The organism is Litorivita sp. NS0012-18 (assembly GCF_040371945.1).
Taxonomy (GTDB): domain Bacteria; phylum Pseudomonadota; class Alphaproteobacteria; order Rhodobacterales; family Rhodobacteraceae; genus Litorivita.
This window is the reverse complement of record NZ_BAABWS010000002.1, coordinates 338,797-352,590: the sequence shown is the minus strand read 5'-3', so window position 1 is coordinate 352,590 and position 13,794 is coordinate 338,797. Positions and strand designations below refer to the sequence as shown.

The window sequence follows — 13,794 nt, the reverse complement described above, 5'->3', positions numbered from 1 at the left end:
CGCGCGCGGCGCGGGCCGTCAGCCGATAATCTTCTGCATCAACACCAAATCGAGCCAGCGGTCGAATTTGCGCCCTGACTGGGGCAAACGGCCAACGTGCTCAAAGCCGATGGCGGCGTGAAAGGCTTGTGCATTGGTGTTGTCGCCGTCGATGGCCGCGACCATCGTATGCGCCCCTGCCGCCGAGGCATGATCATTCACCGCCGCCATCAAGGCGCGCCCTGCCCCCATGCCGCGCGCGTCGGGGGCAAGGATGATGGTATGCTCCATGGCGTGCAGATAGCCATTGCCGCCGCGAAACTGGTCATAGCTGGCAAAACCGCCGATCCGCGGCGCGCCGCCCTGCTGCGCAATATCGGCGACGAAAAATTCCCGCCCTGCGGCGCGGCGCATCTCGATCATATCCGCGACCATTTCGGGCGTGCGAATCTGCGACGAGAAGGTGATCGTCGTGTCGCGGATGACCGGCGTCCAGATTTCGACAATTGCGGGCAAATCGGCGGCGGTGGCGGGGCGTATCAGCATGGCAAAGGGGTCCGTTGGGGCGCAAGCGCGGCAAAACTGTCATACCTGAGAAAAACGCTTCTAAAATACAGATTTGCAGCTTGAAGCGCGCGGGGCAGGCCCCATCTTGTGCACAGATTAGATTTGCAAAACAGGGAATGACAATGCTGATACGCGCCATCGACCGTTTTTTTCGCCATGACGCGGCGGGAGGCATCTTGTTGATGCTCTCTGCAGTGGCCGCTTTGATCGTGGCCAATTCGATGCTGCGCGGAACATATGAAAGCGCCTTGGGCAGCTACCTCGCCCTCACGCTCAATGGCGAAGGCATTGAAAAACCTTTGCTTTTGTGGATCAACGACGGGTTGATGGCGATCTTTTTCTTCCTGATCGGGCTTGAGCTTAAACGCGAGATGCTTGAAGGCAAGCTCAAGAACCCTGCCGATGTCGTGCTTCCGGGCATGGCCGCCGTGGGCGGGATGATCGTGCCTGCGGTGATCTATGTGATGATCAACTGGGGCAATGCGGCCACGATGGACGGATGGGCCATTCCGGCGGCGACCGATATTGCCTTTGCCTTGGGCATTCTGGCCTTGGTCGGCAAGGGCGTGCCAAGCTCGCTCAAGGTGTTCTTGCTCACATTGGCGATCTTGGACGATTTGGGCGCGATCATCATCATCGCGCTGTTCTACACGGCCGAGCTGAAAATCGATTATCTCTACCTCGCGCTCTTCCCGCTGGCGGGGCTTGTCTGGCTCAATTTCAAGGGCGCGCACCGCGTGGCGCCTGCGATCTTGCTGGGCGCGATCATGTGGGCCTTTGTGTTGAAATCGGGCGTGCATGCGACGCTGGCCGGCGTGATCACCGCCTTCCTTATTCCGCTCAAGGACAAATGGGGCAAATCGCCGTTGCATGCGCTTGAACACGCGCTCGAACCCTATGTGCTCTACATCATCGTGCCAGTATTTGCCTTTGCCAACGCGGGTGTGGTCTTGGCGGGTCTGTCCTTTGCCGACCTCTTGGCGCCCTTGCCGCTTGGCATTGCTTTGGGCCTGATCGTGGGCAAGCAATTGGGGGTCTTTGGCATCACCTTTGCCATGGTCAAACTGGGGCTGGCGCGGATGCCGAGCGGGGCGAACTGGCTGCACATCTACGGCATCGCCTGCCTTGCGGGGATCGGCTTTACCATGTCGCTGTTCATCGGATCGCTAAGCTTCTCCTCGCCCGAATTGATGAATGATGTGCGGCTGGGGGTTCTGGCTGGCTCGATTGTATCGGGGGTGTTGGGCTTTGTGGTGCTCAAGATCGCCTCCAAGGTGGACGAGCCCGAGGAATTGGCCGCGCCTGCGGTAAACACCTAAGATCGCGGCAACGCCCCCTCTTGAACGGGCCCCCGAGCAGCGCCTTACGACGCAAAAGGCCCGCAGCTCTCGCTGCGGGCCTTTCTCATGTCTGATGCGGCTTGTGGTTAGGCGCGCGCCTCGCGGATCAGACGCAAGATATCCTGCGCCGCCTCGGGGATATTGGTGCCGGGACCAAAGATCGCTTTCACGCCTGCTTTTTTCAAGAAATCATAGTCCTGCTGCGGGATCACCCCGCCGCAGATGACCAAGATATCGCCCGCGTCCTTGGCCTTCAAAGCCTCGATGAGTTGCGGTGCCAATGTCTTGTGGCCCGCCGCCTGAGACGAGATGCCGATGACATGCACGTCATTGTCCACCGCATCCTGCGCCGCCTCTTCGGGGGTCTGGAACAGGGGGCCGACGTCGACGTCAAAACCGATATCGGCAAAGGCCGTGGCGATGACCTTGGCGCCGCGGTCGTGCCCGTCCTGCCCCATTTTCACCACCAGCATCCGCGGGCGGCGGCCTTCGGCCTCGGCAAACTCCTCGACCGATTTCTGGATCGTGGCAAAGCCTTCGTCGCCCTCATAGGCCGCGCCGTAAACGCCCGCCAAGGTTTTCACTTCGGCGCGGTGACGCCCGAATGTCTTCTCCATTGCCATGCTGATTTCCCCCACGGATGCACGTGCGCGCGCGGCTTCCACAGCCGCCTCCAGAAGATTGCCGCCCTCGGTGGTGCGGCGGGTCAATTCGTCCAAGGCGGCTTGGCACGCGGCTTCATCGCGGGTGCTGCGCATGTTTTCCAGACGCGCCACTTGGCTGACCCGCACGGCGGCGTTGTCGATGTCCAAGATGTCGATCGGGTCTTCCTTGTCCAAACGGTATTTGTTCACCCCGACGATCACCTCGTCGCCGCGGTCGATCATGGCTTGGCGCATGGCCGCGGATTCCTCGATCCGCAATTTGGGCATGCCGGAGGCCACGGCCTTGGTCATGCCGCCCATTTCCTCGACCTCCTCGATCAAGGCCCAAGCTTTTTCGGCCAGTTCCGCCGTCAGGCTTTCGACGTAATAGGAGCCCGCCAGAGGATCGACCACATTGGTCACGCCGGTCTCTTCTTGCAAGATCAACTGCGTGTTGCGGGCGATGCGCGCCGAGAATTCGGTCGGCAAGGCGATGGCTTCGTCCAAGGCATTGGTGTGCAAGGACTGCGTGCCGCCCAAAGCCGCCGACATCGCCTCATAGGCGGTGCGCACGACGTTGTTATAGGGGTCTTGCTCTTGCAAGCTGACGCCCGAGGTCTGGCAATGGGTGCGCAGCATTTTGCTGCGGTCGGATTTGGCGCCGAACTCGGTCATGATCCGGTGCCACAGCATCCGCGCCGCGCGCAGCTTTGCTGCTTCCATGAAGAAATTCATGCCGATGGCAAAGAAGAACGACAGGCGGCCCGCGAATTTATCCACGTCCATGCCCGCCTCAATCGCCGCGCGCACATATTCGCGCCCGTCGGCCAAAGTATAGGCCAATTCCTGCACGAGGTTCGCGCCCGCCTCTTGCATGTGATAGCCCGAGATCGAGATCGAGTTGAATTTCGGCATCTCGTTCGAAGTATATTCGATGATGTCCGAGATGATCCGCATCGATGGTTCGGGCGGATAGATATAGGTGTTGCGCACCATGAATTCTTTGAGAATGTCGTTCTGGATCGTGCCTGCAAGCAGCGCCTTGTCATGGCCCTGCTCTTGGCCCGTGACGATGAAATTGGCGAGGATCGGGATCACCGCGCCGTTCATGGTCATCGAGACCGACACTTTGTCGAGTGGAATGCCGTCAAAGAGGATTTTCATATCCTCGACGCTGTCGATGGCCACGCCCGCCTTGCCGACATCGCCGACCACGCGCGGGTGGTCGCTGTCGTAACCGCGGTGGGTGGCCAGATCAAAGGCGACCGACACGCCCTGCTGCCCTGCGGCCAAGGCCTTGCGGTAAAAGGCGTTGCTTTCTTCGGCGGTGGAGAAACCGGCGTATTGGCGGATCGTCCAAGGGCGGCCCGCATACATCGTCGCCTTGACCCCGCGCGTGAAGGGCGCCGCGCCAGGGATCGTGCCCAGATGGGCCAGATCCTTGGTGTCCTCTTCGGTGTAGAGCGGTTTGACCTCGATCCCCTCAAGGGTGTTCCAAGTCAGGTCTTCTACGGTTTTGCCGCGCAGTTCTTTTTCAGCGATTTCCCGCCATGCGTCGTTCTTCGATACCATCGGTTTGTCCTCTTATCGGCAGACCGTCTGGCGATGTCATTCCCGCCATGTCCGGTCCGGTTTCCTCGGTCAGTGTCGCCAGACCATCCGCACCGGCGCGCAGCCAGTAAAGATCGTCCGCATAGGTTTCACGCAAAGCCGCTGTCTGGCTTGCGTCAAAGGGGTTCCAGCGGCCCGTGCCCTCGGGCAGGATCGACGGATCATCGCCGCGCTCTTCGAGAGCCGCGCGCAGGGCGGGCAGATCGGGGCGGCGGTTGAGCCATTCGCGCGAATGCAGCAGCGGCGGTTTGATGGCGTGATGCACCATATGGCCCAGCTTGCGCTCGGGGCGCCCGCCAAAGCTTTCATATGGCATGACCAGAATTTCGACATCGGGCGCGGCATCGCGCATATCGGTGATCACATCGCGCCATGCGCGCGGCTGTGTGACCAAACGGTCCAGCGCCTCGGCATCGGGCACGCGGTAACCGCGCTCGACCGAAAAGGCGATTTGCGAGGCCCAAAAGCTTTCGAGGCTGCGGATTGACAGGGCAATGCGCGACACGCGCCCGTCAAACCCTTCGAGATAACGCGCCAAACGCTCTCCCACATCCGGATAGAGACGCGATTTTTGCAAGTTGCGGCGCGAGGAGCCGATCATATTCTCGTCCGATACGATCAGCGTCTCGCATCCGGCCTTTTGCGCAATACTGGCCTGCGTGAGAATACGGCCGCGTGCGAGGCGGAACTGACGTGCGGGGGGCACCGAACTTGGCACCGGCATGATACCGGAGAAAACGCCGCCGCTGCGGGTGCGGCGCGGCCCCCAAAACCCGATGCCATCGCGGGACAGACGCTGCGCATTCTCGCGCAGATAGGTCTGGAAACTGGTCGACGCCGTTCTGTGCGCCCCGATATGCAAAATCACGTCCATAGCCGTTCGAGCCTTTATCATAAGGGCCGCCCAAGGCGACCAAGAGAGAACTTGTGTGTTCATCTTCTGTCCGACCTCCTATGAAGCGCTTAATGTTAAAATTTTCGGCTCTTGCCGCGTTAAGGCCTTAGAATGGGGCCGAAGACGCCCTATATGCATGGGGCAAGGAGCACCGATGAAATACCTCTTATCCTTTGTTTTCATACTCTTTACCGGCTCACTCGGGGCGGCCCAAAGCGGCGCACAAGAGGGCGTGTTTGCCCCTGTGCCAGCGGAAAATGTCGACAATTTGAACGAATTCAAATGGATAAAACGCCCGCTTTTGGTGTTTTCCGACAGCCCCCTGAACCCCGACTTCCTGCGCCAGATGGCGCTTTTGGAGGAAGGGGCGGCGCAGCTTGCCGAGCGCGACGTGGTGGTGATCATCGACACGGACCCCGAGACGCGCAGCGCCCTGCGCGAAGAGTTGCGCCCGCGCGGATTTGCCTTGGTGCTGATCGGCAAGGACGGCGGCGTCAAGCTGCGCAAACCCTTGCCGTGGAATGTGCGTGAACTCAGCCGCAGCATCGACAAGATGCCGATGCGCCAAGAGGAAATGAAGCGGTAACGGCGCATCTCTAGCGGCTCCCGCTGGCGAAAATCACCAGCCGTGTGCGCGGATCGAGCAAGGCCAAACCGCCCAGATCGCCGTCATAGACAATCACCCCTTCGGGGTTGGACAGCGCATAGTGAAAGGCGCTGGTGACCGTTTCGTCCATGCAGCTTTTGCCCTCAAGCCCTGCCGCTTGGATCAATATCCCCAGCTTGCGGTCGGCATTCATCGTGTCGATAAAGGCCTGATCGGGGCTGATGCGCGCGCGGTAAAGCGCGAATGTGCCGCTTTGCTTGTAGCCGTAGATCGCGCCTTCGACGCTGTTTTCGGTGCGCAGCGCCGATTTCACATCATAGGTGCGCGCCTTATACATCGCCGCCGTGCAATTGGCGCTGGAGGCGAAATAGGCCGGATCGCCAAGATAGAACCAGCGCTCCAAGGCCGCGCGCAAATCCGCCTCGTCGTGACGGTCACATCCGGCCAGTAAGAGCGCCCCCCCCAAGGCCATGCACGACAACGCTGCAAAGCGCTGCACGCGGCGGCCGATATGGGAGGGGCACAGGGTCATCGGATCATTCGAACTCCATGATCACTTCGTCTACCGCGAGGCTGTCGCCCGCCGCCGCGTTGATTTTGGTGACGATGGATTTCTTCTCGGCGCGCAGGATGTTTTCCATCTTCATCGCCTCGATGGTGCACAGGGCTTGCCCCTCTTGGACCTCGTCGCCGACTTCAACATCGAGCTTCACCACCAAACCAGGCATCGGGCAAAGCAGCAGTTTGGACGTGTCCGGCGCGACCTTTTCAGGCATCAAGGCGGCCAATTCGGCCTGACGCGGGGTGCGCACATGCACCTTGAGATCGGCGCCGCGGCTGCGGATACGGAACCCGCCCGAGATTTTTCCGACCTTGAGCACAAGGCTGCCCTCATCGACATGGATCACGGCCAATTGATCGCCCGGTGTCCACTGCGACGCGATGCGATGCGCGGTGCCATCCTCGAAGGTGACGGTCGATCCGTCGTGATCGGCGGCGATGGTCACCGGATAGCTTTGCCCTTGCAGGCTCACGACCCAGTTCTCGCCCACGTGGCGTTCGTGGTTGTCCATCCGGCCCGACACGCGGGTGCGGCGGATTTCGGCAAGGCGGTGCATCGCGGCGCAGGAGGCGGCGATCTTGCGCAACGCCTCTTCGGCAAGCTCAACCCCTTCGAAGCCTTCGGGATATTGCTCCTCGATGAAGGCGGTGGTCATCTCGCCCTTGATGAAAATCTCATGGTCCATCACCGCCGACAGGAAGGGCAGGTTGTGGCCGATGCCTTCGACCTCGAAACCGTCCAGCGCGTTGCGCATGGCTTCGATCGCCGCCTCGCGGGTCGGTGCCCATGTGCAAAGCTTGGCGATCATCGGATCGTAATACATCGAGATTTCGCCGCCCTCATAGACGCCGGTATCGTTGCGCACGGCCACGGCGCCCGCAGGGGCATCGCCTTGCCATTTGTCATTGTCCAGTAGCGGGCCGGAGGCTTGCTCGGCGGGCGGACGATAGCGCGACAGACGGCCGATCGAGGGCAGGAAGCCGCGATAAGGATCTTCGGCATAAAGGCGGTTTTCAATCGCCCAGCCGGTCAGCTTCACATCGTCTTGCGTCATCGCCAGCTTCTCGCCGTAGGCCACGCGGATCATCTGCTCCACAAGGTCGACGCCGGTGATCAATTCGGTGACGGGATGTTCCACCTGCAAACGGGTATTCATCTCCAAAAAGTAGAAGTTGCGTTCGCCATCGACGATGAATTCCACCGTGCCCGCCGAGGAATAATCCACCGCTTGGGCCAATGCCACGGCCTGCTCGCCCATGGCTTTGCGGGTCGCCTCGTCGAGGAAGGGGCTGGGCGCTTCTTCGACGACCTTCTGGTTGCGCCGCTGGATCGAGCATTCGCGCTCGCCCAGATAGATGCCATTGCCATGGCTGTCGCAGAGCACCTGAATTTCGATGTGGCGGGGCTGTGTGACGAATTTCTCGATGAAAATCCGGTCATCGCCGAAAGAGTTGGCCGCCTCGTTTTTCGACGACTGGAAGCCTTCGCGGGCCTCCTCGTCGTTCCACGCGATGCGCATGCCCTTGCCGCCGCCGCCCGCAGAGGCCTTGATCATCACCGGATAGCCGATCTCGTTCGAGATTTTCACCGCATGATCCGCATCATCGATCAAACCCATGAAACCGGGAACGGTGCTGACCTTGGCCTCTTGGGCCAGTTTTTTCGAGGTGATCTTGTCGCCCATGGCTTCGATGGCGCCCACGGGCGGCCCGATAAAGGCAACGCCAGCGGCGGCGAGCGCTTCGGCGAATTTGCTGTTTTCCGACAAAAAGCCGTAACCGGGATGGACGGCTTCGGCGCCCGTGGCCTTGATCGCTTCCATGATCTTGTCGATCACGATGTAGGATTGGTTCGCGGGGGGCGGGCCGATGTGATAGGCCTCATCGGCCATCGACACATGCAACGCATTTTTATCCGCGTCGGAATAGACCGCCACGGTCTGGATGCCCATTTTGCGCGCGGTCTTGATGACGCGGCAGGCGATCTCGCCTCGGTTGGCAATCAGGATCTTTTTGAACATCTGTCGTCCCTTCAGGTTCTTGGCCGGCGCGAGCCGCCGGCATTATTGGCAACAAAAAGACCACCGGCGCCGCGGGCACCGATGGTCGCATAAGGATCGCACAGCGCGAGGCCGTGCGTATGAATGAGCGCCGCGCGCTTAGCAGCGCGAGGGGTATTTGCGGCAATAGGCGACGTTGGCCGCAGCGCCGATAACCGCGCCGGTCGTAATGTCGCCGCCCGTGGCAACCGCCGTGCCTGCGCCCGCGCCCGCACCAAGAACGGCCTGTTCGCCGAAGGTGTCGCCGCATGCGCTGAGCGAGAGGGCCGCAGCCCCTGCGAGAATCCATTTGTGAAGTTGCATGTGCCTGCTCCTTGAAAAAATCCTCCCGCCCCAGCGGGAGATGTTGTCAAGGTAACCAATGAACATCCAAAAGGTTCCGTAAAGCCTTTGTTTGCAGCGATATTTTTTTCGGCAAGGCTCTGCCATTTGCGGCGCGGCGCGGCGGAAAGGCGCCGATCCGGCGCGCGTCCGGCCGCATGTTTGCGCATGTTTGGCAAGCCAGAGGACGGCAGGGAAAAAAGGCGGGGCGGTTGGCATGGGGACATACCAAACCGCCCCCCAAGGGAAGGGTAACGGTTTTGACAAACAGTCAAAGCGCCAAACACTGGCGCAACAGTCACGAAGGCCAACCTGCCGCGCAGGCCTGCGCGCGCCAAGCCCTGCGCCGCGCGCGGGCCGAAACAGGCGCTAAGCCGCTGATCGGGCTGGATATGTGGCGAAATCCCGCGCATCAATCTTCCATGACATCGGGAAAGGAGATGGCAACCGCCTGCGGGTCGATGCGCAGCAAGGCCTCATAGCTTTCATGATCGAAGGGGTCTTCGGCGGGGATGACCTCGCGCCCGAACAGCCAGCTCAGCCGCCCCGCATCAAGATTGCCGCGCTCAAAGGGCTCGGTGCCAAAATGATCCCACAGGGCTTGCATGAAACCCGCATCCGCGCGCCGGTCGGCAGGGCGCCGGTCCGGACGACGTTCGAGCCGTTTGAGCGGCGTGACCCCGCGCGGGTTGCCGCGGCGTATAACAAATTGAAAATCAGTGCCCGGAAGCCGTCCGGGGAAGCCGCGATGTTTGATCATGCCGCGCCCTCCAAAATGGGGCGCATGAGGCGCGGTTGCGACGAGGCCGCGAGGCTGACCCGCACCATGGCGGTGGTCAAGGCGGCGGTCGGGACCGGCGCTGGCGCCGATCCCCTGCTTAGCCGTGCAAGCTTATTTGAGCTTGCCCGTGTAGGTCGGTTCCATGGAGATCGGCTCGGGATCAACCATGACATATTCTTCTTCGGCTTGCTTGGCGCAGGCTGCCACAAAGGCAACGAGGCTGAGGGCCAGCAAGGCTTTGACGCTCTTGGACATATGAAACTCCTGTCTCTATCTACTGCTTTGCGCGTGCGTTTCGCGCACGGCATCTTCCCCATTTCGGGTTTGGGCCCCACCACGGGACCTGCGTCGATCATAGACGAGAATGGCATTTTTGGATATGCGGGCACCAACAAGCCCGCGCCCTGTGATGCGAAAGCCGCATCACGGCGGCCAGCCCGCGCTAGAGCTGCTAGATATTGTGGCAGCATCAAAACATCTCCCAGATACAGCCGCCGTTTTCGACGCGGTAAGCCTCGAAATACTGAACCGCGTCGGCATCGGTGACGCCGAATTCAACCGGACGATCGGCCAAGGAGATGATGATCTGGCGCGGCTGCGGGCCGGTATTGGCCACACGCGGCAGCGCAAATTCGCGGCACAGATATTCCATATCGGCCGCCGACTGCTCGAACCCCATGCCCGCGCTGATCTGCGGCGCAAGAAAGCGGAAGCGATAGACAAGCCCGCCGCCCGGACGGTCCCAGAGCATTTCGACAAATTCTACCGGCTGTCCTGAAGGCACGGCGAGAGGCTCCTCCTGCCCCGTCGCCGTGGCCGCCGCGCCCGTCAGGACGCTCAGGATGGCGGCGAATGAAATGGCTTTGAACGCGCGGCTATGCATGGGCGGCGCGCCTTGTTGCATGGGCGATCCAGCGGGCGCGCAGATCGGCGCGCTCCAACAGCGTGGCAAGCGCCGCCTCTGCGCCCCCTGCCCCGACTTTGGCCGCCAAACGCCCGCCCGCCGTCACGCGCAAGACATCGCCCTCGCGCGCCACGCGCACCACGGGGGAGAACCCGCGCAAGTCTTGCAAGGCGCGCCACATGTCTTGGCGGATTTGATGCGCCACGCGGCCCCGCGACACGGGTTGCGACGCGGGCAATGGCACACAGGCCTCGACCGCCAGATCAAGCCGCACCGGCAAATGCCGAGCCACTGTCACCGACGCATCGTCGCGCAGGATATGCCATCTGTGCCGCGCCATGCGCTGTGCCCCTTATCGATCCAAAACCACGTCGATACCCCGCCTTACAGCGGGATATTGTCGTGTTTCTTCCACGGGTTTTCCAGTTTTTTGCCGCGCAGGGAGGCGAAGGCGCGGCTGACCCGTTTGCGGGTGCTGCGCGGTTGGATCACCTCGTCGATGAAGCCTTTTTCCGCCGCCACGAAGGGGTTGGCGAAACGGTCTTCATAGTCCTTGGTATGGGCCGCGATTTTCTCAGCATCACCCAAATCGCCGCGATGGATGATCTCGGTCGCGCCCTTGGCGCCCATCACCGCGATTTCGGCGGTGGGCCAAGCATAGTTGAAATCACCGCGCAGGTGTTTGGAGGCCATCACGTCGTAGGCCCCGCCATAGGCTTTGCGGGTGATGACGGTCACCTTCGGCACGGTCGCCTCGCCATAAGCAAAGAGCAATTTCGCGCCGTGTTTGATGACGCCGCCGTATTCTTGGCTGGTGCCGGGCAAGAATCCGGGCACGTCGACAAGCGTCAGGATCGGAATTTCAAAGGCATCACAGAAGCGCACAAAACGCGCCGCCTTGCGCGAGCTGTCGATATCGAGGCAGCCCGCGAGCACCATCGGCTGGTTGGCGACAACGCCAACCGTCTGGCCTTCGAGGCGCATGAAGCCGGTGATGATATTTTTGGCGAAATCCTCTTGGATCTCGTAAAAATCCGCCTCATCCGCGACCTTGAGGATCAATTCCTTCATGTCATAGGGCGCATTGGCGTTTTCAGGGATCAATGTATCGAGGCTTTGCTCCACACGGCCCGGCTCGTCAAAGAAGGGGCGCACGGGGGGCTTTTCGCGGTTGTTGAGCGGCAAGAAATCGACCAAGCGGCGCACTTCGGCGAGCGCTTCGACGTCGTTTTCAAAGGCCCCGTCGGCGACCGAGGACTTCTTGGTATGGGTCGAGGCCCCGCCCAATTCTTCGGCCGTCACTTGCTCGTTGGTCACGGTTTTGACCACGTCAGGGCCGGTGACGAACATGTAGGAGCTGTCTTTGACCATGAAGATAAAGTCGGTCATCGCGGGGGAATACACCGCGCCGCCCGCGCATGGCCCCATGATCACCGAGATTTGCGGCACCACGCCCGAGGCCATGATGTTGCGCTGGAACACTTCGGCATAACCTGCAAGCGAGGCCACGCCCTCTTGGATGCGCGCGCCGCCCGAGTCGTTCAAGCCAATCACCGGCGCGCCATTCTGGATCGCCATGTCTTGGATTTTGCAGATTTTTTGCGCGTGTGTTTCGGAGAGCGATCCGCCGAAAACGGTGAAATCCTGAGAGAAGACATAAACGAGACGGCCATTGATGGTGCCCCATCCGGTGATCACGCCATCGCCAGCATGCTTTTGTTTTTCCATGCCAAAATCGGTGCAGCGATGGGTGACGAACATGTCGAACTCTTCAAAGCTGTCCTCGTCGAGCAACAATTCGATACGCTCGCGCGCGGTCAATTTGCCCTTGGAATGCTGCGCATCAATACGCTTTTGTCCGCCGCCCAAACGCGCGACTTCGCGCCGTTCGTTCAATTCTTGCAGGATATCTTTCATGGAATTCCCCTCTTGTTTGCGCGGACCATACACATGGCGCGGCGCGCGCTAAAGCGGAATTGCGCAAATTTGCAAATTCAAGAATATCATATTGCTGCAAATTGCAAATTTGCTAATTTTCTTGACGCGAAGCCGCGGCTTTTGGCGTGATCGGTGGCCCTGTGTGCCCGCCCCCTCGGCGCTCCTGCGCGCAGACCGAAACGTGACGCGAAGGAACTGTGCACAAGGCGCGGCATGGCTGTGCAAATGCGCTCCCCGTAGAAACCGCACAGCGATGGACAAGGCCCCATGCACAGGCATAATCACACCCAATGGACAATTCATTACCCGCCGCGCAATTTTTGCGCCGCTCGACCCCGCCACATATCCTGACGCTGGTTTTGCTGGCCAGCATCTCGGCCCTCGCGATCAACGTGTATCTGCCTTCGCTCCCGTCGATGGCGGCGCATTTTGGCACCTCGACGGGGGTTATGGGCCTGTCGGTTGGCATCTATCTGGGCTTCTCGGCAATCTTGCAGATTATGATCGGCCCCGTCGGCGATATGATCGGGCGCAGGCCGGTGATCATCTGGGGCACGGTGATTTTCTGCCTTGCCAGTTTAGGCTGCATCTATGCGCCCAGCGTCGGCTGGTTCTTGTTTTTCCGGATGCTGCAAGCCACCACCGCCGCCGCCATGGTTTTGTCGCGGGCAGTGATCCGCGATATGGTCTCGGACCCCGAAAAGGCCAGCTCGCAGATCGCCTATGTCACTATGGGCATGGCGGTCGTGCCGATGGCCGCACCTGCGATCGGCGGGCTTTTGGACGGCACTTTGGGATGGGAGTCGAATTTCTGGCTGCTCTTCTGGGTCGGCCTTGTGGTTCTGGCGCTCTCCTATTTCGATCTGGGCGAAACCGGCGGCCGTTCAGGCAACACATTGGGCCAGCAATTCGCCCAATACCCCGAGCTTTTGACCTCGCGGCGGTTTTGGGGCTATTGCCTCGCCTCCGCCCTCGGATCGGGCACGTTTTTTGCCTATCTGGGCGGGGCGCCCTTTGTGGGCAGCATGGTTTACGGCCTCAATCCACAGATGCTCGGGCTGTTTTTCGGCGCGCCCTCGGTGGGGTATTTCGTCGGCAATTTCCTCTCGGCGCGCTATTCCACGCGCTTCGGGATCAATGCAATGGTGATTGTCGGGCTATTGTTCACGATCTTCGGCGTGGGGCTGTCGCTGATCATCGACAGCACCGGCCATGACACGGTCTATACCTTCTTTGGGCTGATGTGTTTCGTCGGGCTGGGCAACGGTATGACCATCCCCAATGCTACGGCGGGGATGCTTTCGGTGCGCCCGCATCTGGCGGGCACGGCCTCGGGGCTGGGCGCGTCGATCATGATCGGCGGCGGGGCGGCGCTCTCGGCCATCGCGGGCGTGCTGCTGCATCCGGGCACGGGGGCGACACCTCTGCTGATACTTATGGTGCTGTCGGGTTTTGCCGGTCTGGCGTCGATCCTCTACGTCATGCGGCGCGAAAAACAAATCATGCCCTAGCGCATTTTTTGCCGCGTCACCGGCCGGAGTTAGCAGCTTGTTAACCGTGTTTTGCAAAGTTAACCTTGATGAAGG

14 protein-coding genes are annotated in these 13,794 nt (G+C 60.8%); 3 read left to right on the top strand and 11 right to left on the bottom strand.

Annotated elements, in window-relative coordinates:
- Positions 1-18: 18 nt before the first annotated feature.
- Positions 19-522, bottom strand: coding sequence for a GNAT family N-acetyltransferase (locus ABWV64_RS11355; RefSeq protein ID WP_353345941.1), 504 nt, complete (start codon positions 520-522; stop codon positions 19-21).
- A 146-nt stretch (positions 523-668) separates the two neighbouring features.
- Between ABWV64_RS11355 and nhaA the strand changes: the two genes are divergently transcribed.
- The gene (gene nhaA / locus ABWV64_RS11350) at positions 669-1,865 is read left to right on the top strand and encodes a Na+/H+ antiporter NhaA (protein WP_353345262.1); all 1,197 of its coding nucleotides are present in this window, start codon (positions 669-671) and stop codon (positions 1,863-1,865) included.
- Between the two features lie 107 nt (positions 1,866-1,972).
- Here nhaA and scpA read toward each other — a convergent pair whose 3' ends face one another.
- A complete protein-coding gene (gene scpA / locus ABWV64_RS11345) occupies positions 1,973-4,102 on the bottom strand; it encodes a methylmalonyl-CoA mutase (protein ID WP_353345261.1) in 2,130 nt (709 codons plus the stop codon).
- Complete coding sequence (locus ABWV64_RS11340; RefSeq protein WP_353345259.1) at positions 4,065-5,015, bottom strand: hypothetical protein; 951 nt, start codon at positions 5,013-5,015, stop codon at positions 4,065-4,067. The genes scpA and ABWV64_RS11340 overlap by 38 nt, the downstream gene beginning before the upstream one ends.
- A gap of 175 nt (positions 5,016-5,190) precedes the next feature.
- On the opposite strand from ABWV64_RS11340, the gene ABWV64_RS11335 reads away from it, so the two are divergent.
- On the top strand, positions 5,191-5,622 hold the full coding sequence (locus tag ABWV64_RS11335) for a DUF4174 domain-containing protein (RefSeq protein ID WP_353345257.1): 432 nt from the start codon (positions 5,191-5,193) through the stop codon (positions 5,620-5,622).
- Between the two features lie 10 nt (positions 5,623-5,632).
- Here the strand turns inward: ABWV64_RS11335 and ABWV64_RS11330 are convergent, their stop codons facing one another.
- The 8 genes from ABWV64_RS11330 to ABWV64_RS11295 form a co-directional block, all read right to left on the bottom strand.
- Positions 5,633-6,175, bottom strand: coding sequence for a hypothetical protein (locus tag ABWV64_RS11330; RefSeq protein ID WP_353345255.1), 543 nt, complete (start codon positions 6,173-6,175; stop codon positions 5,633-5,635).
- Positions 6,176-6,179: 4 nt separating this feature from the next.
- Positions 6,180-8,225 (bottom strand): acetyl-CoA carboxylase biotin carboxylase subunit, encoded by a 2,046-nt coding sequence (locus ABWV64_RS11325; protein ID WP_353345253.1) that lies wholly within the window; start codon positions 8,223-8,225, stop codon positions 6,180-6,182.
- A gap of 138 nt (positions 8,226-8,363) precedes the next feature.
- Positions 8,364-8,567, bottom strand: coding sequence for a hypothetical protein (locus tag ABWV64_RS11320; protein ID WP_353345251.1), 204 nt, complete (start codon positions 8,565-8,567; stop codon positions 8,364-8,366).
- 430 nt (positions 8,568-8,997) lie between these two features.
- On the bottom strand, positions 8,998-9,345 hold the full coding sequence (locus ABWV64_RS11315) for a hypothetical protein (protein WP_353345249.1): 348 nt from the start codon (positions 9,343-9,345) through the stop codon (positions 8,998-9,000).
- Positions 9,346-9,477: 132 nt separating this feature from the next.
- A complete protein-coding gene (locus ABWV64_RS11310) occupies positions 9,478-9,621 on the bottom strand; it encodes a hypothetical protein (RefSeq protein ID WP_353345247.1) in 144 nt (47 codons plus the stop codon).
- Positions 9,622-9,835: 214 nt separating this feature from the next.
- Positions 9,836-10,249: a DUF6497 family protein gene (locus ABWV64_RS11305; protein ID WP_353345245.1), complete on the bottom strand. Its 414-nt coding sequence runs from the start codon at positions 10,247-10,249 to the stop codon at positions 9,836-9,838.
- Positions 10,242-10,610, bottom strand: coding sequence for a hypothetical protein (locus ABWV64_RS11300; protein WP_353345243.1), 369 nt, complete (start codon positions 10,608-10,610; stop codon positions 10,242-10,244). The genes ABWV64_RS11305 and ABWV64_RS11300 overlap by 8 nt, the downstream gene beginning before the upstream one ends.
- A gap of 44 nt (positions 10,611-10,654) precedes the next feature.
- On the bottom strand, positions 10,655-12,187 hold the full coding sequence (locus ABWV64_RS11295) for an acyl-CoA carboxylase subunit beta (RefSeq protein WP_353345241.1): 1,533 nt from the start codon (positions 12,185-12,187) through the stop codon (positions 10,655-10,657).
- 311 nt (positions 12,188-12,498) lie between these two features.
- Between ABWV64_RS11295 and ABWV64_RS11290 the strand changes: the two genes are divergently transcribed.
- Positions 12,499-13,719, top strand: coding sequence for a multidrug effflux MFS transporter (locus tag ABWV64_RS11290; protein WP_353345239.1), 1,221 nt, complete (start codon positions 12,499-12,501; stop codon positions 13,717-13,719).
- The last annotated feature ends 75 nt before the right edge of the window (positions 13,720-13,794 follow it).